Source organism: Celeribacter arenosi, from assembly GCF_039539485.1.
In the GTDB taxonomy this organism is placed as follows: domain Bacteria; phylum Pseudomonadota; class Alphaproteobacteria; order Rhodobacterales; family Rhodobacteraceae; genus Celeribacter; species Celeribacter arenosi.
This window is the reverse complement of the sequence record NZ_BAABDF010000007.1, coordinates 77,855-100,546: the sequence shown is the minus strand read 5'-3', so window position 1 is coordinate 100,546 and position 22,692 is coordinate 77,855. Positions and strand designations below refer to the sequence as shown.

Annotated in this window: 15 protein-coding genes; 8 read left to right on the top strand and 7 right to left on the bottom strand. The window is 59.0% G+C overall.

Annotated features, from left to right (window positions below; all coding sequences use genetic code 11):
* Positions 1-3: 3 nt before the first annotated feature.
* Positions 4-1,557, bottom strand: coding sequence for a GumC family protein (locus tag ABD815_RS08115; protein ID WP_344846155.1), 1,554 nt, complete (start codon positions 1,555-1,557; stop codon positions 4-6).
* Complete coding sequence (locus ABD815_RS08110) at positions 1,554-2,435, bottom strand: ExeA family protein (protein WP_344846153.1); 882 nt, start codon at positions 2,433-2,435, stop codon at positions 1,554-1,556. The genes ABD815_RS08115 and ABD815_RS08110 overlap by 4 nt, the downstream gene beginning before the upstream one ends.
* 668 nt (positions 2,436-3,103) lie before the next feature.
* Here ABD815_RS08110 and ABD815_RS08105 point away from each other — a divergent pair.
* The 6 genes from ABD815_RS08105 (at position 3,104) to ABD815_RS08080 (ending at position 13,490) form a co-directional block, all read left to right on the top strand.
* Positions 3,104-3,679 (top strand): sugar transferase, encoded by a 576-nt coding sequence (locus tag ABD815_RS08105; RefSeq protein WP_344846151.1) that lies wholly within the window; start codon positions 3,104-3,106, stop codon positions 3,677-3,679.
* 209 nt (positions 3,680-3,888) lie between these two features.
* On the top strand, positions 3,889-6,357 hold the full coding sequence (locus ABD815_RS08100; RefSeq protein ID WP_344846148.1) for a tetratricopeptide repeat protein: 2,469 nt from the start codon (positions 3,889-3,891) through the stop codon (positions 6,355-6,357).
* A 115-nt stretch (positions 6,358-6,472) separates the two neighbouring features.
* Positions 6,473-7,054 carry a rhomboid family intramembrane serine protease gene (locus ABD815_RS08095; RefSeq protein WP_344848578.1) on the top strand — a complete coding sequence of 194 codons (582 nt, stop codon included), beginning with the start codon at positions 6,473-6,475 and terminating at the stop codon, positions 7,052-7,054.
* Positions 7,055-7,254: 200 nt separating this feature from the next.
* Positions 7,255-8,673 (top strand): mannose-1-phosphate guanylyltransferase/mannose-6-phosphate isomerase, encoded by a 1,419-nt coding sequence (locus tag ABD815_RS08090; RefSeq protein WP_344846145.1) that lies wholly within the window; start codon positions 7,255-7,257, stop codon positions 8,671-8,673.
* Between the two features lie 424 nt (positions 8,674-9,097).
* On the top strand, positions 9,098-13,201 hold the full coding sequence (locus ABD815_RS08085; protein ID WP_344846142.1) for an SdrD B-like domain-containing protein: 4,104 nt from the start codon (positions 9,098-9,100) through the stop codon (positions 13,199-13,201).
* Positions 13,202-13,310: 109 nt separating this feature from the next.
* The gene (locus ABD815_RS08080; RefSeq protein ID WP_344846139.1) at positions 13,311-13,490 is read left to right on the top strand and encodes a VPEID-CTERM sorting domain-containing protein; all 180 of its coding nucleotides are present in this window, start codon (positions 13,311-13,313) and stop codon (positions 13,488-13,490) included.
* A 73-nt stretch (positions 13,491-13,563) separates the two neighbouring features.
* Here ABD815_RS08080 and ABD815_RS08075 read toward each other — a convergent pair whose 3' ends face one another.
* The 4 genes from ABD815_RS08075 to ABD815_RS08060 are packed head-to-tail and all read right to left on the bottom strand — an operon-like array spanning position 13,564 to position 20,316.
* Positions 13,564-15,633 carry a hypothetical protein gene (locus ABD815_RS08075; RefSeq protein ID WP_344846136.1) on the bottom strand — a complete coding sequence of 690 codons (2,070 nt, stop codon included), beginning with the start codon at positions 15,631-15,633 and terminating at the stop codon, positions 13,564-13,566.
* Positions 15,630-18,392, bottom strand: coding sequence for a DUF4159 domain-containing protein (locus tag ABD815_RS08070; RefSeq protein WP_344846132.1), 2,763 nt, complete (start codon positions 18,390-18,392; stop codon positions 15,630-15,632). The genes ABD815_RS08075 and ABD815_RS08070 overlap by 4 nt, the downstream gene beginning before the upstream one ends.
* Complete coding sequence (locus ABD815_RS08065; protein ID WP_344846130.1) at positions 18,392-19,291, bottom strand: DUF58 domain-containing protein; 900 nt, start codon at positions 19,289-19,291, stop codon at positions 18,392-18,394. Before ABD815_RS08065 ends, ABD815_RS08070 begins: the two co-directional genes overlap by 1 nt.
* On the bottom strand, positions 19,288-20,316 hold the full coding sequence (locus ABD815_RS08060; RefSeq protein WP_344846126.1) for an AAA family ATPase: 1,029 nt from the start codon (positions 20,314-20,316) through the stop codon (positions 19,288-19,290). Before ABD815_RS08060 ends, ABD815_RS08065 begins: the two co-directional genes overlap by 4 nt.
* Before the next feature lie 92 nt (positions 20,317-20,408).
* On the opposite strand from ABD815_RS08060, the gene ABD815_RS08055 reads away from it, so the two are divergent.
* Together ABD815_RS08055 and ABD815_RS08050 are read left to right on the top strand one after the other, a co-directional pair.
* Positions 20,409-20,972, top strand: coding sequence for a DUF1285 domain-containing protein (locus tag ABD815_RS08055; protein ID WP_344846123.1), 564 nt, complete (start codon positions 20,409-20,411; stop codon positions 20,970-20,972).
* Positions 20,972-21,733, top strand: coding sequence for a hydroxypyruvate isomerase family protein (locus ABD815_RS08050; RefSeq protein ID WP_344846121.1), 762 nt, complete (start codon positions 20,972-20,974; stop codon positions 21,731-21,733). Before ABD815_RS08055 ends, ABD815_RS08050 begins: the two co-directional genes overlap by 1 nt.
* 3 nt (positions 21,734-21,736) lie before the next feature.
* On the opposite strand, the gene ABD815_RS08045 is transcribed toward ABD815_RS08050, so the two are convergent.
* Positions 21,737-22,675, bottom strand: a complete 939-nt coding sequence (locus ABD815_RS08045; protein WP_344846119.1) for a cation diffusion facilitator family transporter — start codon at positions 22,673-22,675, stop codon at positions 21,737-21,739.
* Between the last annotated feature and the right edge of the window lie 17 nt (positions 22,676-22,692).

Genomic DNA, 22,692 nt, shown 5'->3' with positions numbered 1-22,692 from the left:
ACCCTAGCCGATACCGAAACGCGAAAGCCCGCGCCGTACCAACTGGTCAAGGGGGATGTAGTTTGTGTCGATATACCAGAGCGCAAGAGGCGTACCGATCAAAACGACGAGCGTGGCCGCGACCATACCTGTCCGGCGCATGGTCTTTTCGCGGCGACTTTCCATGTAGGGAATGATCGCGATTGGCGTCACATCGAATTTGCCGGTCAATTCCTGCGGACGTCGAATGGTCCGATTGATGAACTCGAGCAGCAAAAAGTATCCTGCCGCCAACCCCAGCCCGATCGCAGTGCCCATGGCCGCAATTTTTACTCGGTTGGGCCCGGCCGGAACGCGTGGGACTGAGGCATTTTCAATGACCGAGATACGTTGGCCCTGCGCCGAGGCTTCGATCCGCTCGTTCATGCGCGCCTGATCCAGATTGGACACGGCCGCATTATACCGCGCTTGCACGATGTTGAATTCACGCTCCAGAGTCGCGAGTTCAATCCCGTTTGCCGAACTTTCGATGATCGCTGTCTCAAGATCCGCGAGTTCTTTTGTCAGCGTGTCAATATCGGTTTGAATTGCCTCAGTGCGAGAGTCGATTTCGGCGAGCGACGAATCCAGAATTGCACGTTCTGCGCTCACTTCCGATTGCGGCCCTGTGCTGTTGGAGTTAGCCGCAGCCTGCGCAGCGACGATCGCCTGTAGTTTGTCGAGTTGCGCCTGAATCCGGATCACACGCCGGTCTGTATCAGGATACAATGATTTCAGATGGTCGAGCTCTGCCTGAACGACAATAAGCTCTTCTTCTTGCGCGGTCCGGCGCACTCCCTGACTTTGGCGTACCTGTCCGGTCGCCTCAAAGATGGCAATCATGTCTTCGCGTTGCTTGCGCGAAGCCGCGAGATCACGGTTTAACTGCGACAGCCTTTCTTGGAGAAGGGACTGACGATTCAACCGGTAACTCTGATTTTCAGGCAGGGCGTTTGCATTTTCGGATTTGAAAACGGATATCGCGATGCTCTGCTGGTCCAGATCCGAGGCAAGGCGCTGTACTTCCTGTTGGAAGAATTCGAGCGTGTTCGCCACGCGTCCCTGACGGCTCTTGGTGTTTTCTTCCAAAATCAGGGTGACATATTCGTTGACGACATTCGCCGCCACCTGACCCGAACGGGCCGTGAAAGCGATCGTCATCATGGTCGCACTATTCTTGCCTGCGATCCGTCGGATAGAAGTCGCGGCGCGCATCTGGTCGAAAACCGTATCGGGCGCCATGGACCGAATGTCCTGGAAGACGTTCAGTCGGTTGGCGATATCAATCAGGTTCGCCCGTGTAAGAAGCTTCTGCTGCACGATGTCGAGTTGTTCGATATCGCTGGTCTGGACGGTGGATCGCACCATGCTGCTAGGGATTTGTGGCTCCTCCACCAAAAGACGGGCCTGCGTGCGCCATGTCTCAGGCGTCTTGATCGCTGTCACGGCGCTAAGGCCTGAACAGATGATGATGAACGCCATCATCACCGGCAGGCGACGCAGAAAGAGTTTCCAGTAAAATCGCAGATCGAGGTTCATTCGGCGGCCTTCTTATGCGTGTCGATCCTGTTGGTTAGGAATAGCGGCTCGTCGGCGGGTTTGAGCACAAGACCATCTTTGAACAATTCACGGATGGTCGGCAGGCCCGCCTGCGCGGATTCACTTGTAGCGGCATAGACAAGCGCGAGGTCGCACAATTTGTTGATCATGCGCGGAATGCCACCGGCCTCCTCATGAATCATACGTACGGCAGCGGGCGAAATCTCATGCCCCTGCCCGCCTGCGACGAGCAGCCTGTGCTGAACGTAGTCGCGGGTTTCGCGCAGATCGAAGGGATCAATATGGTATGTCGTCGACACACGCTGGGCGAATTGCCGCAGTTCGGGGCGCGTAATCAGCTGACGCAGTTCAGGCTGCCCGACGAGAATGATCTGTAAAAGTTCATCTTTGCCCGAGTTGATGTTCGTGAGCATTCGCAGCTCTTCGAGCATTTCGGCACCGAGGTTTTGAGCCTCGTCAATAATCAGGACGACATGCCGATTGGCGGCATATTCGGAGATCACGAAATTCTGGAAATGCTGGAACAGCGATACATAATCGCTATTCGCAGGCATCTGCACATCCAGCGCATTGAGAACCCAGCGAAGCAGGTCACCTCTATCGCCCTGTGCGTTAGAGATCAGACCGAGTGTGACGTCAGGATCGACTTTGCGCAAAAGCGCCTGAACGAGGGTGGTCTTGCCAGTGCCGACCTCTCCGGTGACCACCGTCAACGGCGCACGTGTGACCATACCATATTCGAGGACGGCCATAGCGCGGCCGTGAGCCTTCGACCAGAACAGGAAATCGGGATCGGGCGAGAGCGAAAATGGCCGCTCGCGAAATCCGAAATGTGCTGTGTACAGGTTGGTGGTCATGATCTGGCGGAATCCACGTTTACGAAACAAGCAGAAGAGGGCAAGAGGATATCCCCCCGTACCTTATAAACCCACCTTATCCTTTCGCTATTGCCAAATCGTGTGGAATTCAAGGCGATGCAGGCTCTGGTGACCAAACTGTGAGGCGATCGGCACCCTGCGGCCACGCTTTGAGGCCGATTCGTGGCATCAGCGGCTTTATTGTTGCGAATGGCGCAGCAATACCCCCGATCGCGTGGGTATTGGCGCGACCCAGAATTCTCAAACCGATGAAAAGCGGCTCTCAAACACCCCGCATTCGCCCAAAAGGTGCATTTGTGCACAATTTTTTATCTTTTTCCCCTTTGCCGCGAAGCAGAACCTAGCGATTTGGTTACCAGAATGTTAAACATAAGTGGTCGAAGGTCGGTTTGATGCGCAGGAGGGGCTGCATCAGGCAATGTGATCGGAGGCACTTGGGGGGTATATTATTTGGGTTCGGGTTGCTGCCGATGACGTTACATTTTTCGCCTTATGAGGCCGAGGTCAAGATTGCCCGGTCTGCTTTGCAGGTATCGCCTGCAATGAAGAGCACCGCTATGAGCGCCGGCTTTCTGAGCCTGCCCGCTCGTGCCACACAACCCAAAAAACGATCGCGCGGTTTCTATCGCAACACAGTGAAACGTGTAATGGACCTTCTCTTTACACTAGCTGCGGCGCCTGTCGTGCTGCCTTTCGTTGCTGTGATGGCTGTTCTGATCGCGCTTGATGGCTCCAACCCATTCTATTCCCAACTCCGCGTCGGCAAACATGGCCGCACCTTCCGCATGTGGAAGCTGCGTACGATGGTCAAGAATGCCGATGAGCAGCTTGAGGCCTATCTCGACGAGAACCCTGATGCCCGTGCTGAATGGGATGCGACGCAGAAGCTCAAGAAAGATCCGCGGATCACTCTGATCGGTCGCGCCCTGCGCAAAACCTCCCTCGATGAGCTTCCGCAGCTCTTCAACGTTGTGAATGGCACCATGTCCCTCGTCGGCCCGCGTCCGATGATGCTGAACCAACGCGACAGCTATCCGGGTCAGGCCTATTACAACCTCAAGCCCGGCATTACCGGCCTTTGGCAAATTTCCGACCGCAACGAATGTGAGTTCGTGGGCCGTGTCCGTTACGATGATATTTATGACCGCGTTATTTCGCTGAAAACTGATGTTGGCGTTCTATTCCGCACCGTGTCGGTCGTGTTGCGCGGCACTGGCTACTGATCGCGCACTTCGCGATCGTTCGAACACGGATTATCATTCGGATAAGGGCGGCCTAGGCCGTCTTTTTCTTTTTTGGCCTGTAGCACGGAAATGACTGAACTTTATTGTGAATTGCCATAACAATGCCGCCAAGGGCTGGCTGTGTGCGCGCAAATTGCCTAAGCTTCGCGACATCGGTCGCATCATTGATAATTCGGAGGAGTGGTTCCGTGAGTTTCAACCTGTCTGCAAAGGCCGCGGGTCTTGCTGTTTGTGCGTTTCTTGCCCTCTCCGGGTGCCAGTCATCCGAAGAAAAGGCAGCTGAGTTCTACCAGAACGGTCTGAACCTAATGGAGTCCGGAGACTACGACCGCGCCGTCATTGAATTCCGAAATGTTTTCAAAGTGGACGCCAGCCACCGTGAAGCCCGTCATGCACTGGCAAAGATCCTTCTCGAACAGCGCAACGACAAACGAGGCGCTTACGGTCAATACCTCCGTTTGGCAGAGCAATTCCCCGAAGACCTGGAAGCACGTTTGTTCCTGGCAGAAATCGCCTTCGATGCCGGTGATATGGAAGAGGTCGAACGCCATACCGAAATGGCCTACAAACTGGACCCGAACAACAAACGCGTCCAAGCGCTCAACATCGTTCAGGCCTATCGCAACGCGATCCTTGCGCAAGATTCCGAGGGCCGTTCAGATCAGGCGGCGAAGGCTCGATCCCTCTTGTCGTCACTGCCCGACAGCTTTCTGCTGCGAAACCTCATTATCGACGACGACATCCGCAGCGGGAACCTGACCACCGCGCTGGCTGGCGTGGACTGGATGCTCGAACGGGACCGCACAGACATTCGTTTCTGGCGCCAGCGTCTCGGCATTCTCAATGAAATGAACGATTTCGACGGGGTTGAAGCCCACCTTATCGAGATGGTTGAACAGTTCCCCGACGACACAGCCAATAAAGCGACGCTCGTACGGTTCTATCTGTCCCGCCAGCAGAACGACAAAGCCGAAAGCTTTCTGCGCGATCTCGCAGAAGCTGACCCCGAAAACTCAGCCGCCTCCATGGACCTCGTGCGGTTCATCTCTGAACTGCGCGGCGAAGAAGCGGCGCGCGCCGAGCTGAAACGTCTGATCGAAGACCGCGCGGATCCGCTCCCCTATGTGACGCTCGACGCGGGTTTTGATTTTGCCGCTGGTCGACAAGAGGAGGCGATTGCCGCACTCGAAGGAGTTCTCGAAGGTCGTGAGCCATCTAATGACACACGCCAGATCAAAGTGGCTCTGGCACAGATGCTCGCGCAAATGGGGAATGAAGTGGGTGCGCGCGCGCGCGTCGAAGAAATCCTCGCCGAAGCCCCCACAAATCCGGAAGCCTTGAAGATGAAGGCGGCATGGCTCACCCAGTCGGATGATACCGATGGGGCTATCGCGGCGCTTCGCACGGCAATGGAACAAAAGCCGGACGACCCCGATGCGATGTCCCTCATGGCAGAGGCATATGCCCGCGCCGGCCGTCAAGAACTCGCCAATGACTTCCTCGCGCTGGCCGTGGAAACCTCGGGCAATGCACCGATCGAAACGATCCGCTACGCCCAGGTGCTGATCGGCAAAGGCAATCACATCGGCGCTGAGGACATTCTTCTCCCCGCGCTGAAACTTGCCCCGCAGAACCTCGATTTGCTGTCCACGCTCGGGTCGCTCTATGTCACCATGGAAGACTTCGGGCGCGTACAGTCGGTGGCAGAAACTCTGCGCCGTATTGGATCACCTGAAGCGGTGCGTGTGGCAAACTCGCTCGATGCCGCGCGGATCACAGAACAAAGCGGTCCGGCGGAGGCTGTTGCCTTCATTGAAGGCTTGGCCTCATCTGCGGATGCAGACGTCTCCGCGAAAATCGCACTGGTTCGCGCGCGGTTGGCGACGGGCGACACCGAGCAGGCGTTGCAATTGGCCCGCGATCTCTCGGCTGATGCACCTGATGACACGCTGTTGCGCACGATTCTGGCATCCACGGAAGCCGTCGCAGGCAATGTTGACACCGCCGAAGGCATCTACCGCGATATCCTGAAAACAGCGCCGGAACGGTCGGATATCTGGTTGGAGCTGTCTCGCATTATGGGTCGCAAGGCAGACCCCGAAGGCGCACGCGCGGTCGTCGAAGAAGGGCTGGCGATTTTGCCCGAAGACCCCAACCTCCTTTGGGCAAACGCATCCTTCCTTGAGCGTGCCGGGCAAATCGATGAAGCCATCGACATCTATGAAACCCTGTATGCCGAGAACCCGAACTCGATTGTGATCGCCAACAACTACGCGAGCATGCTCTCAACCTATCGCGACGATCCCGACAGCCTTGAAAAGGCTTGGGTGGTTGCACGCCGCTTCAGTGAATCTCCGGTCGCTCAAATGCAGGACACCTACGGTTGGATCATCCACAAACGCGGTCAGTCCGCAGACGCGCTTCCCTATCTCGAAGCCGCTGCGCGCTCCATTCCCGATGACGCGTTGGTTCAGTATCATCTCGCCGAGATCTACAATGCGCTCGGGCGAAAGGAAGAAGCGATTGCCCAGTTCGAGCTGACTTTGGACGTGGCAGGCCCTGCCGATCAACGCGAACAGATCGAAACCGCGCGAGCCCAGCTTCAGGCGCTGCGAGCCAGTGCGGAGGCCGGAGCAGAGGCCGGAGCAGAGAACTGACAAAGTGATGCGCGATGATATTGCCAAGCCTTTGGAAACATCCGGTCAAGATCAAATAAACCGGAGCCCTGCTCTTCTCATAGGGCTCATTGCGCTTTGTTGTCTAATTGAAGGCGTGCTTTTGGCTGCGGATTGGGGGTTCATTCCGATCTCCCGTATGCGACTTCTGGCCTATGAGTTCGCGGGCTTCTGGCCCGGGCTCCTGGGGAGTTGGGCACCGAACTATGGCCTTCAACCCATCTTGATGTTTTTCACCTACGGCTTTTTGCACGGCGGTCCCGGGCACCTCATCGTCAACATGCTGACACTCTGGTCTCTGGGTCGTGTGGTCATCGAGCGCGTCGGCGAACGCCCCTTTGCCATCATCTATGGCCTCTCGATACTGGGGGGGGCGATCGGGTTTGGTCTTCTGGCTCCTTCATTGCGACCAATGGTGGGGGCATCGGGCGCGCTCTTCGGGTTGATCGGCGCGCTGCTCGCGTGGGAGTTTTCGGGACGCGAGAGGTCGCGGCTTGGCTGGCTTCCTGTGGCTCAAACTGTTCTGGCGCTGGTGCTTTTCAACATTCTGCTATGGTGGGTGATGCGCAATCATCTTGCATGGGAAACACATCTGGGCGGCTTCATTGCGGGGTGGCTGGTCGGACAGGTCGTCAAACCGGCGCCAAAAATCACGCCAAAAGATGATACGTCCGAGTAAACACCCACTTGCACCGCGATGGTGCAGTCCAATCGTCATGCTTTCGACATGTTTTTCGCATGTAACCAAGAAAATAGGCAAAGGATCCAAAAGCATAGTCCGCTATGCTGAATCGATGCCGCCGCGCGTTTCGCGCACTTGAAATCAAGGCTAAATACGGAAAACCTATGCCGATGAGGAATGTAAAAGGATTGAGTACGATGATTACGCCTGTGTTGCTATGTGGTGGTTCCGGAACGCGGCTCTGGCCGCTGTCGCGCAAATCCTATCCAAAACAGTTTGCGCCGCTCATTGGTGACAAAACGCTCTTTCAGGCATCCGCAGAGCGGCTTTCGGGCGCAGGGTATGGTGCGCCAGTCGTTGTGACGAATTCCGATTTCCGCTTCATCGTTACGGAGCAACTCCTTGGAGCTGCAATTGACCCCGGCGCAATCTTGATCGAACCGGAGGGACGCAATACGGCGCCTGCCGTTCTCGCCGCTGCATTCCATGTTGCCGCCACCGAGGGACCTGATGCGCTGATGCTGGTTGCGCCATCCGATCATGTGGTTCCCGATGCCGACGCCTTCCGCGCCGCCGTGGACTCCGGAACAGAGGCCGCGAAATCGGGGCAACTCGTCACGTTCGGTATCACACCTACACATCCCGAAACGGGCTATGGCTATCTGGAACTCGAAGGAAAGCCCAAAGGGATCGAAGTCGCAGCGCTGAAAAGTTTCGTGGAAAAGCCGGACGCAGAAAAAGCGGCGGAATTGGTCGCGGATGGTCGCCATCTCTGGAACGCGGGGATTTTCCTGTTCCGTGCCAAAGACATCATTGCAGCTTTTGAAGCCCACGCGCCTGCCCTGTTGGAGCCTGTGCGCGAGGCCTATGAAAATGCGCAGGCCGACCTCGGCTTTTTGCGGCTCGTGCCCGCCGCATGGTCGAAGGCTGACGATATCTCCATCGACTATGCCGTCATGGAAAAGGCCGCGAACCTGAGCGTCGTGCCCTTTGCCGCCGGGTGGTCCGATTTGGGTGGCTGGGACGCTGTTTGGCGGGAATCCGGTCCAGATGGAGACGGCGTGGCAACGTCCGGACATGCCACCGCGATCGAATGCCACGACACGCTTTTGCGTTCTGAATCCGATCAGTTGGAAGTTGTCGGGATCGGCCTCGACAACATCATCGCTGTGGCAATGCCCGACGCGGTTCTCATTGCCGATAAATCGCGCGCTCAAGATGTCAAAAAGGCCGTCGCAGCGCTCAAAGCCAAATCCGCGGTGCAGGCGGAGTCCTTTCCAAAAGACCACCGTCCTTGGGGCTGGTTTGAAAGCCTCGTGATTGGCAACCGGTTCCAAGTGAAACGGATCCACGTCCACCCCGGCGCGGCGCTCAGCCTACAGAGCCACCATCACCGTTCCGAACATTGGATCGTCGTTGAAGGCACTGCAAAAGTGACTGTGGACGAGGACGTGAAGCTCGTTTCGGAAAACCAGTCCGTCTACATTCCTCTGGGTGCGGTACACAGAATGGAGAACCCCGGCAAAGTGCCAATGGTCCTGATCGAAGTGCAGACCGGGACCTATCTCGGTGAGGATGACATTATTCGCTACGAAGATGTCTACGCACGTAGCTAATTCCCGACTCACTGTGCTGGATTGACGCCACGCGCGGTGTACAGCCTCTGGAATTTCACCCGATTGTTTCCGCGCGCGCACAACCCCCGCGTGTATCGGACGCTGCGTCGCCTTGAAAGAAGACCATTTTCGCCTAATTTTAGAAAAAATGGCTACACCTATCCCTTAATAATGGGTTACCCTCACGCATGCGTGTCCGTTTGCTGAGGCGGCGCAGTTCAAAGGCCTGAGGGGGCTGTTTGTGGATGGGGTGTGGCCCGATGTTCGGGTCATTTTGGTTGCTACACATTTGTCGCGTTTTGCTGGGCGCGATCCATTATTCCACTTCATTTCCTTGCGAGCTTGAGCTGCGGTTTTCCGAATCTCATGCCGACCACGCGTGTTCTGGGCGTAAGCCCTGTTGTGGTTTTTTGAGGGAATGGACATGACCTACACTTATAAGAAGTACGAGTGGACCGCGTTCCGCGAAGCAGACCTGCTGAGCGGAAGCGACACCTCGATCGGCAAGTACGATACATTTGTAATGCCTGCGGCATCGACCGTAACAATGTCCACCTGGGACAACGATGGCACGCTCTCCGGCGACAGCCGTTACCATGACGACAGGTCCAGCGACCAGTACGGTCAGGACGCATCTGTCGATGGCGGCCGTGTCGGCGCGAAAATGTATGCGGAAAACTATCGTGTCCTCTACGGTTCCGATGGCAAAACCTACTACCTCATCGAAATCGAGGTCGAAGGGTATAACGCGCCCGGCACCGGTGACGACTACTTCACATTCTACGGCGCTGTTCCTCCCGCGGGCGTCACGCTCACGGTCGGTGGGTCCTGCAACGTGAGCGGTTCCTGGGTCGACTACCGTTGCCTTGGCGCCGGTGACAACGTCCCCGCCAACACGCCGCCCGTTTTCACCGACAAACCCGATTGCGGCATCATTTGCATTGATGAGAACACCACATTTGTCATCGATGTTAATGCGACCGACGCGGACGGCGACACGCTTACATTCTCTATTGCCGGCGGCGCTGACGCTTCCGCATTTGAAATCGACGCCGATACTGGCGAGCTGACTTTCAAAGCCGCGCCCGACTACGAAGCCCCGACCGATGCGGGCGGCAACAACGTCTATGAGGTCAAGGTCAAGGTTGAAGACGGCAATGGTGGCGAAACCTACCAGTTGCTCAAAGTCTGCGTTGAGGATGTCGATGAGGGCACGCCGAACGGCGGTACTTGCATCGTCATCGAAGCCGAAGACATGTCCGACTATGGCTTCCACACTGTTTCCGGCTCGCAGGCCTCCGGTGGCTCGCTTGCAAAGATTGACTGCCTCGGTGGCTCCGGCAAACTTTGGACCACCTTCGATGGCCCAAGCGGCACCTACGACCTGAACCTCTTTGCTCAGGACGAAAACGACGGCGTTTCCGTGATCAAGGTGTATGTAAACGGCGCGTTTCAGGGCGAGATCGTTCTCAACCAGAACGGCGACGGTTCCGGCAATGACAACGGCTCCTTCACCCAGTTCACGCTCGACGACATCCAGTTGAACACAGGCGACACCGTTAAACTGGTGGCCTATAGCAACTGCGGCGAATTTGTCCGGATCGACAAAATCGAGCTTTGCCAAGACGGCGAGGCCTGCCCCGAGGGGTACCAGCTGCAGGACTTCAATGCAGTCGAAGGCGGCGCAACCGTTGCCGAACAATTCGACGGCATCACGATTTCCGCTCAGCGTGCGGGCGATGCGCCCGATAGCGCAAATGATGCGATGATCTTTGACAGCGCGAACCCGACCGGCGGCGACTATGATCTGGCGACATCCAACCTCGGCAAGCTGATCATCATCTCCGAAGACGGCGATTCATCCGACCCCGACGACAACGCGGGCGGCGGTACAATCACGTTTGAATTCGACAATCCGGCAGGCGTGAACGACATCAAGCTCGTCGACATCGAAGAAAATGGCGGCACGATCGAGCTGTTCGACGTTGACGGCAATCTGATCAAATCCGTCGCAATCCCTGCGGCAGGTAACAATTCGATCCAGACTGTCATGCTGCAGGCCGAAGGCGTTTCGGTCATGAAGGTCAATCTCGCCGGTTCCGGCGCGGTGGACGATCTTTGCTGGAAAGAAGGCGACGCGCCTGCTCTGGGTTCTTTGTCCGGTCGTTACTTCGTGGATGAAAACAACAACGACGTGGACGACGGTGAAACCGGCGTTGCGGGCGTTCTCGTTGAGCTCCTCGACCAGGATGGCAATGCCACCGGCGTCACCACCTACACAGACTCCAACGGCGACTACAGCTTTGGTGATCTCGAGGCTGGCACATACGGCGTGAAATTCACCGATGACGTTTCCGGCCTCACTTTGGTTGATCCAAACGTGGGCGCTGACGATGCGATCGACAGCGACGCGATCGATCTGGGCGGCAACATGTCCCAAATCACCGGCATCGTTGTGATTGCGGGTGCAGACACCCCTGACAATGACGCAGGCGTAGAAGATCCGGGCACGGCATCGCTCGGCGATACCGTTTGGTTCGATGCCGACAAAGATGGCATTCAGGACGCGGATGAGGCCGGTGTTAAAGGTGTTGCAGTCACGCTTTCGACGGCGGACGGCACCTACGTTGCTGACACCACCACTGATGCGGACGGTAAATACCTCTTCGAAGGTCTCGATGCGGGCGATTACAAAGTCACCTTCGATGCATCTTCCACAGGGTATGATTTCACCTCGCAGGACGTGGGCGGTGACGATGCAGCCGACAGCGATGCGGATGCAACGACCGGCATGACCGGCACCTATACGCTCGCCATTGGCGAAGAGAACCTCACCGTGGATGCAGGTCTGGTCGATCCGGGCACGGCATCTGTCGGTGACACCGTCTGGTTCGACGCCAACAAAAACGGCGTGTTGGACGATGGTGAAGAAGGCGTTGAAGGTGTCCTCGTGACGCTGGCAACCGCAGGCGGCACCGTCATCGGTACCGTAGCAACAGATGCAAACGGCCAGTACCTCTTCACCGGTCTGGATGCAGACGACTACAAAATCACCTTCGATGCTTCGGCAACCGGCCTCGACTTTACCACCGCCGGTGCGGATGCGGATGACGCGACCAACAACGACTCCGACGCGGGCGTGGGCGGCATGACCGACGTGTTCACGTTGGATATCGGTGAAGCGGAACGCGACATCGACGCGGGTCTCGTTGATCCGGGTACAGCGTCTCTGGGTGATACCGTTTGGTTTGACGCCGACGGTGACGGCCAGCAGGACGCTGACGAAGACGGCGTCGAGGGCGTGACAGTTTCGCTCTACGAAGACGGTGTATTCGTGACGGATACAACAACGGACGCCGATGGTAAGTACCTCTTCGAGAACCTCGATGCGGGCAACTACTCCGTTGGGTTCTCGGAAATTGACGGTTTCGATTTCACTTCGCAGGACGTCGGTGACGACGCCTCCGACAGCGATGCCGACACCACAACGGGCCTTACAGGCACCTACACTCTGGCCATTGGTGAAGCGAACCTCACCGTGGATGCGGGCCTCATCGACGAAAACGATGCGCCTACTCCAGAGCCGGACGCAGCCATGACCTGCGCGGACGAAGCTAAGACCGTCGATGTGCTGGCCAATGACAGCGACCCGGAAGGCACACCGCTGACCATCACGATGGTCGACGGTCAAGCGATCACCGAAGGCAACTCGGTCACGACAAGCGCGGGCACGATTGTCACGTTGGTCGCAGGCGAATTGGTCATCGATGGCGAAGCAGCCTACGCCGCTCTCGACATTGGCGAAGAAGCTGTGGAGGTCATTTCCTACACTGTCTCCGATGGCGAACTCGAAGCTGCGACAGAGCTGACAATGACCTTCTGTGGCGATGCCAACTCGGTTGAGAGCCTTTGCGACACCCTGCCCACAGGCTCTGTCACGTATAAGGTTGCAGAAAGCGATCTCGTCGCGCCGGTTGAAAACTTCACCTTCGACGTTCAAATCGTGGACGCTGCTGGCGAGCTCTTCGACGGATACGTGTTCGAAGAAGCTTATTGTCTCGCATACCGCGAGAATGTTGCCTCTACTGAAGACCTCGCGACGTCGCCCACTCTTGAAGGTACGCTTCTTTGCCTTGACGACTGGCTCGGAACGACAGGCCTCGGCTTCAACGCCAACCAAGTATCCGCCTACAACGGTCTGGCAGCCACCGAGAACGTCGACCTCATCACCTGGATCGTCAACCAGGACTTTGAGGAAAACGGTTTCACCGGTTGGGAAGTTCAGCGCGCGATCTGGGAGCTCACCGATAGCGAAGACCTTGGCTACCTTGACGGAATCGATCCGGGCTTCGGCCTTGATGCAAACGTTCAATCGATCCTTGCGGATGCGACTGCAAATGGCGAAGGTTTTGTCGCCGGTGTTGGTGACGAAGTCGCATTGGTCATCGATCCAGGCAGTGCTACCGCAAGCAACCGCCAACCGTTCATCGTGACGATCGAGTTCGAAGATTACGATTGCCTGTGCTAAAAGGCTTAAGGAATTGTCAGTGGCCGGGCATCACCGGCCGCTGTCGATAGGCGGGAAATCCGCCGTTCGGACATTGGTCCGATTTGCTCAAACTCTGCTGGAGTAACAAATGAAGAAACTTGTTGTTGGAACGATGCTGGCACTCTCCGCTTCGCCTGCATTTGCCGCGCTTTCGGGTAAAGGCACAACCTCCGTGCCGGAAATCTCCGCGCTCGAAGGTACCGCAGCACTCGCAGCTCTTGCTGCCGTTGTTCTGCTTGCTTGGGAGCGTCGTCGCCGTTCGGTGTAACGACCTCTAGAAAATCGATCAGGCCCGTCCTTCGTCGAAGGGCGGGCCTGTTCTATTTGCGGGTCTGTTTTGTTCAGACGGCTCTGCGTCCTTCGCGCAGCCATGCCATGACCGACAGCCCCGTAAGGATCAGCAGCCATGCCCATGCTGGCAAAAGCGGCGTGAGCGACGTGGACTGCGTCAGGTAGGCTTCGCGCGGCGTGATCGCGATCCAACTGTTCCCCGCTGCGGGGCGCCCTTCGCGCACACGGCGCACATCGGGGATACCGTCTGACAGGCGCAATACGCCGCCGCCCGTCCCCGACACCAAACCGGCGAGCTTTTCGCCCGTGGCGATGGTTTCCTCGAACTCGCGCGGGGCAGCGGGGCCCAGAACCGCGACCGCCTCCTTATCGCCCTCTGCGAGGCGATAGAGGCCCATCTGCGCCCCGTCATACTCTGCCAGAAAGCGACCGGGGCTGATCTCTTCCATCGGCACCGTGACCTCGGTCCCGTCCGGCGCGGTTATCGTTACCTGACGGGCACCTTCGCCGAGGGTGCGACGTGTCACCGTCATGCGCGACCCTTCTGCACTGGCAGTCAGCGCCTCTTCTTCCAGGTCTGGCTCTTTCATCATCCAATGGGCCAGACGGCGCAGCAGTTCGAGTTGCGGCCCCCCGCCCTCCACGCCGCGTGACCAGAGCCACGCGTGGTCTGATCCGAGCACCGCGACCCGGCCCTCCCCGACGCGATCGAGCACCATGAGCGGGCGATCTTCCACCCCCGACATCACAACATCGCCGCGTTCGGGCGCCAGTTCGATCTGGCGGAACCACCGCCCCCATGTCGGCTCATCCTCGGCCGATACGAGGCCACCCAATCCTTCGGTCACGGGATGGCGCGCACCCGCATCTGTGAGGCGCGCACGATACCCTTCTTCGATCACACGACCGGTGGGCGCTGCGGGAATGACCCGCGCGAGGGGCGAGCGAAAAATGGAATCAGCCGTCGCGAAATCGGGTCCGGCGGCGAACAGGACCGCTCCACCGTCCTCCACATAACGTGCGATGTTTTCGAGGTAATCGGCGGGCAAAATCCCCCGCAGTTTATAGCGATCAAAAATGATCAGATCGAAGTCGTCGACCTTCTCCATAAAGAGTTCGCGTGTCGGAAAGGCGATCAGCGACAGCTCGGTCACCGGCACGCCGTCCTGTTTTTGCGGCGGGCGCAGAATGGTAAAGTGGACGAGATCGACGGAGGCATCAGATTTCAACAGGTTGCGCCACGTCCGCTCCCCGTTGTGGGGTTCGCCCGACACCAACAAAACCCGCAGGCGGTCACGCACACCGTTGATCTGCACCACGGCGGCGTTGTTACGTGTCGTCAACTCGCCTTCGGCCTCGGGAACGGTGAACTGGATGACGTTGATCCCGCCATGGGGGAGCGTCACCGGCACATCAATCATGCGGCCAACGGGGATGGTAAAGGTCATCGGTTCGCCACCATCAATGGCGACAACGATTTCGGTGGACGCCGCTTGGGTGCTTGGCACGCGACCTTGATCTTCGACCATCAGGCCCAGTGTCACTTCCTCACCCAGAATGGCAAAGGTCGGCGCGTTTTCGATGACCAGACGGCGGTCCCAATCGGTGGGCTCACCGGTGAGAAGCAGGTGCACAGGCGCGGGAAAACCCGGCGCGATGTCGATGTCATGCACCTGCCCGTCAGAGAGCAGGACCGCCCCCGCGAGACGCCCACGCGGCTCCTCGGCCATCGCTTCTGCCAAAGCGGTCATGAGGAGTGTCCCGCGATTATCGGTCGCATCGCGCAGGGTGATCACCCGCACTTCTGTGTTTGCCAAAGCACCAAGGCGCGCCTCGATACCCGCCTTCGCCTGTTCCACCTGCGCGGCGCGTTGGGACAGACTTTGGGATGCAGAGGTATCGACAACCAAAATCACGATGTCGGTTAGGGGATCGCGCTGTTCCTCGCGCAGGGCCGGACCAGCGAGGGCGGCGAGAATTGCGGTCGCGGCAAGCGCGCGTAAACCCCAACCCGACAACCCGCGCCATGCGGCAAAGGCGATCAGGGCCACAGCAATCGCGGCAATAACAGCCAATACCTGCCACGGCAAATACGGCGAAAATGCAATATCGCGGATCATTGGCTGAGCCTATCTAGGAGGGCAGGCACATGGACCTGATCGGACTTATAATTGCCGGTCAGTACATACATCACGAGGTTGACGCCGAACCGCGCCGCGATTTCGCGCTGCCGTTCGCCATTGAAACCGCGCCCGACCGGCAGGAGCGGCCAGCCGCTGTCATCCACGGCCCATGCGGCGGCCCAATCGTTCCCGCCAACGATCACGGGCGTGACGTTATCGTTGAGGTTTCGAAACGGCATACCGTCGACCTGCTCGGCATCGGCAGGCGCCGCTTCGACCCATATCGTGCCGCCGGTGTGGCGCCCCGGAAACTCTTGAAGCAGATAAAAGGCACGGGTCAGCACGTGATCCTGCGGGATCGGCTCCAGTTGCGGGACATCCAGTGGACGGGCGAGTTGTTCGAGGCGCGTCGCGGTTGGCGTTGTCGTCGCACCAAAGCCCGCGATATCAGCGTCGCGTGTGTCAAAGATGATCATGCCACCGGTGCGCAGATAGGCGTTGAGCTTGGCATAGGCCTGCGCCGACGGGATGCGTTGATCCGCCGTCACCGGCCAGTAGAGAAGCGGGAAAAAACCCAACGGATCGGCGTCGAGATTGATGCCCATCGGCGGCGAAGGTTCGACCGAGGTGCGCGCCGCGAGCGTTTGACTAAGTCCGACCAAACCCGCCTGAGCGATCCGGTCGACATCCGCGTCCCCCGTCAAGACATGGGCCAAAACAACGTCGGCCGCCGCAACTACGGCGAGGTCATCGCCACTCTGCGCCTGCGCCGGAGGTGGCATCGCCATGAGCGCAAAGCCGGTGACCAGAATTGCCAAACGCGGACCGCTTAAACGGCCCGACAGAAACAACGATGCGACAAGGTCGAGTGCAAGCAATCCCAAGGCAATAATCAAAAGATGGGGCAAAAGGGGTCTCTCAGCCCGCGATTGGACACCTTGGACCACGACATCTGCCGGCCAATCAGTCGCAATCAGCTCACGATCCGGCGCAATCACGTTGAGCGCGATTGCGGCATCAACGCCACGGTACAATCCTGGTGGCGTCTGAGCGGAGGCAATGGCCATTGCAAAATCTTCGCCCGCGATTGGCGCCTGCGACGTTGCATCACTAAGCCTTCCAAACCCGTCGAGTTGGCGCACCGGTTGCAACATCTGACCTGCGAGATCGCCCAAATCCGGCACCGCCGCCCGTGAGGTCACCGCAAGGCGGTCGAGCATTTCCACAAACAGGCCAGAGAGTGGCAATGTCGACCATTCGGCGTTTGCGGTGATGTGGAACAATACAATCTGGCCCGTTCCCGCCGCCTTGCGCGTGACCAGCGGCGTGCCATCGGCCAGCGTCGCAATGACGCGCTCTGCGAGATCGGGGTCGGGCTGGGCGAGAACCTGTGCGCCAACGGTCACATCGTCAGGAATTGCCAATCCGTAAAACGGCGAGGTTTCCGAAAACGGGCGCAGCGTTTTGGGTTCGCCCCACGACATGGCCCCCCCGATCGTGCGCCCGCCGGCGCGCAGACGAACCGGCAACAACGGATCATCCCCGTCGCGTGCCACATCTGACGCGGCCAATCGTGGGCCGGAAAACCGCAACAGGAGGCCGCCATCGCTCAGCCAATCAATCAACGGCCCCGTTTCGCCCTCGGAAAGCTGGGCAATATCGGCAAGAACGATGACGTCGGGATTGGCCTGAATGATATCCGTCAGATTGCCCTCTACCACATCCGCATTTCCGGCCAGAGCCGCGCGAATGTAATGTAGCTGGGACAATAGCTCCAATCCTTCGCGGCTCTCGCGGGCGGTCACCAGACCGACCTCGCGGCGCTTTATGCTGTCGTCGGCCAATCGAACGCTGGCTGCGTTCCGGCGCGCTTCGACTTCAAATCGGGTGACGCGATTGCGCAGTTCCGGCGGCAGGTCGAAATGGACAACACTGCGCTTTTCACCGCTTTGAAAGGTGACTGGAACACTGGCCAACACGCGCTCGATACCCGCCGGATCGGGGCCATGCGCGGTTGTTGTAACCTCCGCCTCCCCCGTTGCATCGCGGCGCATGACATCCACGGAAACGCCATCTTCGGTCAGGGCGGTGGGCCCGAGCGCATAGAGCGCGCGCGGGTTTTCGAACACCGAAACCGGCCCCTTACCCTGTAACGTCGACAGGACCGCGTCGCGGCCGTCACGCGCCACGCCATCGGAGAGCCACAGCGTCGCGACACCGCCCGACAGCGATTCAGCGAAGTTTTGTAACGCCCTTTCATCGGCCTCATAGGGCGCGGGTTTGAGGCCCGCCAATCTGGCACGCCAATCAGCGGGCGACAGGAATTCGGCCCCGCCGTCGGGCAGATCGGTGGCCAATGCTATGGCCACGACGCGATCATCGCTCTGAGCTTCGTCCAGTGCCTGTTCGACGCGCCCCATGCGCAGGGACCAATCCTGCGCCGAGGCCCATGAGGCGTCCAGTAACACCAACAGAGGGCCACTGCCGCGCTCTTCGAGGCGCGGGTTCAACACAGGACCAGCCAGCGCAAAAATCATCGCCGCGACGGCCAACATTCGCAGGACCAAAAGCCACCAAGGCGTGCGGTCCGTTTCAACCTCTTCATCCGTCAGGCCCAAAAGCAGCGCAACACCGGGGAAACGGCGCCGGATCGGTGCAGGTGGCACGGCGCGCAGCACAAACCACAAGATCGGCAGCGCGAGTAGCGCGAGCAGAATATAAGGGGCGGTAAAGCCAACGGGCCCAAGCACAAACATCAGCGCGGGCCCTCCACCGCCTGAAACAGCCACATCAGCGCGGATTGCGCCGCTTTGTCGGTGTGATGCGTGGCGAAACGCCAACCGGTTTGACGTGCGAGCATATCCAGTCGGTTTTTGCGCTCGGCGAGGCGGTCAAGGTATCGGTCCCGCAGGTCGCCTGCGCGTTGGGTTTCGTGTTGTATCGCCCCGCTCATAGAGGTGAACACGGTGCGACCCTGATAGGGGAATGCTTCTTCTGCAGGGTCCAGAATTTGGTAGAGCGTGCCTTTGATCCCACGTTCGGCGGCCATGGTCACGGCTGCCTCTACCGGTTCGACAGGGCCCAGAAAGTCGGACAGGAAAACCGCCCGTGCGCGCGGCAGGAATTGCGATGTGTCCGGCATGCCGAAATCCGCTTCGGCCGGTTCCCGCGTCAGCCCCTCTGCAATGCGTGTGACCTGCAATGCGCCGATCCGCGGCGGTGTTCCCAGCGAGGCCAGAGCGACCCTTTCGCCGCCCTTCATCAAGAGAAGCGAAAGCGCCATCGCCAAAAGACTCGCGCGATCGGATTTCGCGGGAACGGATTTGTCCGACGAGAATGTCATGGACGCCGCGCGATCGACCCAAAGGTGAACCGACTGCGCCGCCTGCCATTCCTTTTCCCGCACAAAATGCCCGTCCGAGCGTGCCGAACGCCGCCAGTCAATGCTGCGCCCTGAGTCACCCGCTTGGGCTGGCCGATATTGCCAGAATTCGTCACCCATCCCCGCCTGCCGCCGCCCGTGCCCACCCATAAGGAGGGTGCGAGCCAGCTGATCCGCCTGCGCCAGAAGCGGCGGTAGTGGCGCCGATAGAGCCTCTGCCCGCGCGCGCAGGCCAGATCGCGAACCGGATCGAGAGGCGGGGGTTTGGTTCACGCCGCGGACCTCTCCGCGAGCATTGCCTGCGCAACCCCGTCAATAATGGTCGCCAAATCGTCGCCACGTGCGCGCGCCGCAAAGGTCAGCGCCATACGATGGATCAGAACCGGCTTTGCCAGTGCGATCACATCATCCGTGGATGGGGCAAGCCGCCCGTCAAGGAGCGCGCGTGCCCGCGTGGTCAGCATCAGCGCCTGCGCGGCACGCGGACCGGGGCCCCAGGCGACAGAGGCATTGATCGACTCCCGGGCTTCGGGTTCGTTCGGACGACAGGCGCGCACGAGGTCGAGGATCATGTCGACCACCTTTTCTCCCACCGGCATCTGTCGCACGAGGTTCTGCGCGGCGATGAGTTCGCCGGCCGTGAATACCCCATGGGCTTCATCTTCATGTGCGCCCGTTGTCGCCAGCAGGATGTCGCGCTCCGTGTCGCGATCGGGGTAGTCGACGTCGATCTGGACAAGGAAGCGGTCGAGCTGCGCCTCGGGGAGAGGATAGGTGCCCTCCTGTTCCAGCGGATTTTGCGTGGCGAGGACGTGAAACGGTGCCTCCAATTCATGCGGTTGACCTGCGATAGTCACGGATTTCTCCTGCATCGCCTGCAACAGAGCTGACTGTGTGCGCGGCGAAGCACGGTTGATTTCGTCTGCGAGCAAGAGCTGACAGAAAACCGGACCTTCGATGAACCGGAAGGCCCGCGTGCCGTCGGTCGCGGTTTCCAACACTTCCGAGCCCAGAATATCGGCAGGCATCAGGTCAGGCGTGAATTGGACGCGCGCACCTTTGAGCCCCATCACCGTCGACAGCGTATCGACCAGCCGCGTTTTACCCAAGCCCGGCAATCCCAACAGCAATGCGTGCCCACCACATAGCATCGACGACATCACCAGATCGACCACAGTTTCCTGACCGATGAAGCGGCGGGTGATGGACGATTTGGCCGCCGAGAGTTTCGCGCCCAACTCTTCGATTGCTTCCACCAGTTGTGCGTCCGACTCTGCGTCCGCGTGCGATTGCGCCATGGCTTCACCTCTTGTCTCGTTCCATGCCACTATTAGGGACAACTATCGAGCAAAGCACAAATGACAATGAGTTCAAATCGGGAGTATTTCGTGTGAGCGCATCCGCTGACAGCATTGCCGCCGCAATCCGTGCCGCGCAGACACGGGGGCTACCGCCGGTGGAAAAATGGAATCCGCCATTCTGCGGCGATCTCGACATGCGAATTGCGCGCGATGGCACGTGGTTCTACCTCGGCACGCCAATTGGGCGACACAGCCTCGTGCGGCTCTTCTCGACGGTCCTGAAACGCGAAGGGGATGCCTATTTTCTGGTCACACCGGTCGAGAAAGTCGGGATTACCGTGGATGACGCCCCTTTTCTCGCCGTTGATTTTTCGGTTCAGGGCGCGGGGCGCAATCAGGTGCTGACATTTGTCACCTCGGTCGGTGACGAAGCAATCGCCGGCCCGGACCATCCATTGCGTTTCGCCGACAACAATGGCGAACCGGCGCCCTATGTCGACATCCGCCGCGGGCTGGAGGCGCTCATCGATCGCAAAAGCTTTTTCCGGCTCGTGGATCTGGGCGTGAGTGAAAACATCGGCGGCGTGGATCATTTCGGGATCTGGTCGAGCGGTGAATTCTACCCGATAGCCCCAAAGGGCGACATCGAGTGATGCCAAAGTTTGCCGCAAATATCTCTTTCCTCTTTACCGAGGTGCCGTTTCTGGAGCGGTTTGGCGAGGCGCGCGCAGCAGGGTTTGAGGCCGTCGAAATCCTGTTCCCCTACGATGATCCCGCCTCACAGATTGCCGATCGTCTGGCTGGCGCGGGACTGGATCTTGTGCTGATCAATGCACCGCCGCCCAATTACACCGGCGGCGCGCGCGGGTTTGCCGCAGTGCCCGGCGGGGAGGCGCGGTTCGAAAAGGATTTCAAACGTGCGGTCCGCTACGCTCAGCATCTGGGCGCACAGCATTTGCATTTGATGGCAGGCACTGCGGAAGGACCGGAGGCACACGATACCTTCGTGCGCAATCTCGCATGGGCGACTGCGCAGGAGCCCGAAATGAGCCTGACGATCGAGCCGATCAATGGCCATGACATGCCGGGATACTTTCTCAACGATTTTGATCTAGCCGCGCAGATCATCGCAGAGGTGGGTGCGCCAAATCTCGGGCTGCAATTTGATGCCTATCACGCCCAACGCATCACCGGCGACGCAATGCGTGTTTGGGACGCCCATCACGCCCTCGTTCGCCATATCCAGATCGCATCCGCCCCCGACCGGCACGAACCGGCGAAGGGCGAGATTGATTATCCGACTTTTTTTGAGGCCGTCGACGCGCGCGGCTACACGGGTTGGATTTCGGCGGAATACCATCCGTCAGGGCGCACCACGGACGGTCTGGATTGGTTCTACGCGGCGCGCGGCTAGACCCTATTCACCCGCACAATCCTGACCTGGCACCTCGACTTCAAAGGTGGAATGGTTGATTGCGAACCGTTCCTTCAGCATCGCCTTGATCCCGCCCAGCGCTGCGGCGGGCGCAATGGCCGTGACGACATGGGCCTCCACCGAGGTGCGATGTTCGTCGATTTGCCACAGGTGCAGGTGATGTACGCCTTCAATGCCGTCGAGGCCTTCGATTGCCTCGGTGACGGTCTCTGCATCGACGCCGACAGGGGCGCCGAGCATCAGAATACGGATCACAGGGCGTATTTCCACCAGCGCATGCCACAGGATGTAGAGTGAAATCGCGATGGTGATGATCGGATCGGCCAAGCGCCAATCGTAGAGCAATATCAACGCACCAGCGACGATCACGGCGACAGATGTGAAGGCATCAGCGAGGTTGTGCAGGAAGGCTGCGCGGATGTTGAGGCTCTCCTTTGAGAGCGCATAGGTCAGCGCGGCAGTCACGAGATCGATGACCAAGGCGACGCCGGCCACCCAAACAACGATCCACCCCTGCACATCGGGCGGCGCGAAGAACCGCGAAACCCCTTCGGACAACAGGTAGAGCGAAATCACGATGAGAGTGATGTAGTTCACCATTGCGGCCACGATTTCGGCACGCCCGTAGCCGAATGTCATCTCACCATCACGGGGACGACGCGCGAGTTTGCGGGCACCGAATGCGATCACCAGAGAAATTGCATCCGACAGGTTGTGGATCGCGTCCGCGATCAGAGCCATGGACCCCGAAATCACCCCGCCAACGATCTGCGCGAGCGTCAGCAACAGGTTCACCCCGATCGCCGCCGCTATGCGTGCGTCACCCGCGTTCGGATCAACATGGTGATGTCCGTGATTGTGGCCCTGACTTTGGACCTGGCTGTGGCCATGCACGTGGTCGTGTTTATGTTCGTTTGCCATATTGAGCCCAATACTCG

Excerpts from the sequence above, each read along its gene's own strand:
- ABD815_RS08050 (WP_344846121.1), top strand. The coding sequence starts at position 20,972 with ATGCCAAAGTTTGCCGCAAATATCTCTTTCCTCTTTACCGAGGTGCCG.
- ABD815_RS08105 (WP_344846151.1), top strand. The coding sequence starts at position 3,104 with ATGGACCTTCTCTTTACACTAGCTGCGGCGCCTGTCGTGCTGCCTTTC.
- ABD815_RS08045 (WP_344846119.1), bottom strand. The coding sequence starts at position 22,675 with ATGGCAAACGAACATAAACACGACCACGTGCATGGCCACAGCCAGGTC.
- ABD815_RS08075 (WP_344846136.1), bottom strand. The coding sequence starts at position 15,633 with ATGATCCGCGATATTGCATTTTCGCCGTATTTGCCGTGGCAGGTATTG.
- ABD815_RS08085 (WP_344846142.1), top strand. The coding sequence starts at position 9,098 with ATGACCTACACTTATAAGAAGTACGAGTGGACCGCGTTCCGCGAAGCA.
- ABD815_RS08080 (WP_344846139.1), top strand. The coding sequence starts at position 13,311 with ATGAAGAAACTTGTTGTTGGAACGATGCTGGCACTCTCCGCTTCGCCT.
- ABD815_RS08090 (WP_344846145.1), top strand. The coding sequence starts at position 7,255 with ATGATTACGCCTGTGTTGCTATGTGGTGGTTCCGGAACGCGGCTCTGG.
- ABD815_RS08070 (WP_344846132.1), bottom strand. The coding sequence starts at position 18,392 with ATGTTTGTGCTTGGGCCCGTTGGCTTTACCGCCCCTTATATTCTGCTC.
- ABD815_RS08115 (WP_344846155.1), bottom strand. The coding sequence starts at position 1,557 with ATGAACCTCGATCTGCGATTTTACTGGAAACTCTTTCTGCGTCGCCTG.
- ABD815_RS08110 (WP_344846153.1), bottom strand. The coding sequence starts at position 2,435 with ATGACCACCAACCTGTACACAGCACATTTCGGATTTCGCGAGCGGCCA.
- ABD815_RS08060 (WP_344846126.1), bottom strand. The coding sequence starts at position 20,316 with ATGGCGCAATCGCACGCGGACGCAGAGTCGGACGCACAACTGGTGGAA.